This window comes from Salinivibrio socompensis S35, from assembly GCF_000513715.1.
GTDB lineage: Bacteria > Pseudomonadota > Gammaproteobacteria > Enterobacterales > Vibrionaceae > Salinivibrio > Salinivibrio socompensis.
On record NZ_AQOD01000238.1, the window covers coordinates 1 to 895 of the forward strand.

Here is an 895-nt window from a genome sequence, read left to right on the forward strand (position 1 = left end):
TGCCGCAGCGGTCAGTGTCATTCGTCATGAGCGCACCAAATATGCCTGTCGCCAGTGCGAGCAAACCGCATGAACMGCCAGTACGTACGCACCGAGCGGCTACGCATCSTSRTCCGTCAAAHDGCYTGGCAGTCCAGAGGCGTTTGCCGCCGTCGTGACCGCCAAGTATGTGGATGCACTGCCGCTATATCGTCAAGTCGATATGCTGAACCGAGCGGGTATCGACATTAGCCGCGCCACCTTAGCCAACTGGTGTGTGCAGCTGGGCAGCAAAGTTGACGTGATTATCGATACGATGAAAGCACAGTTAGTCAGCGAGCCGCTTATCTGTGCCGATGAAACCACGGTGCAAGTGCTCAAAGAAGCAGATAGAAAAGCGCAGTCGACCTCTTACATGTGGGTGTATCGCAGTGGTGAATTTACCGACCACCCAGTGGTGATTTATGATTATCAGCCAAGTCGAGCCGGCGCGTGTGTGCGAGAGTTCCTGGGCGATTATCAGGGCTATCTTCTGTCCGATGGTTACAGTGCTTACGATACCGTTGACGGTGTGACGCAAGCAGCGTGTATGGCCCATGTTCGCCGTAAATTTACCGATGCGCAAAAGGCGTCGCCCTCGAAGAAAGCCGGCAAGCCAGAAAAAGCGCTCACCTTCATCAACAAGCTCTACGGCATCGAGCGACGCGGGAAACACTTATCGGCCGAGGCCCGGCAACAACTCAGACAGCAAGAAAGTCTGCCCCTGTTAAATGACTTTAAACGCTGGCTTGATAGCCTGCATGTGTTACCCAAAGGCGCCTTAGGCCAAGCCATCACGTATGCGAAAAATCAGTGGCCCAAGCTGACTGACCTATCTGGAAGATGGCCGCATTAGCATCGATAACAATGTGACAGA

The 895-nt window shown here is 53.7% G+C and carries 1 pseudogene; it reads left to right on the top strand.

Annotation, left to right across the window (positions count from 1 at the left end):
• Window positions 1-895, top strand: a pseudogene (gene tnpC / locus DZ54_RS23035) (IS66 family transposase); the annotation flags it as partial.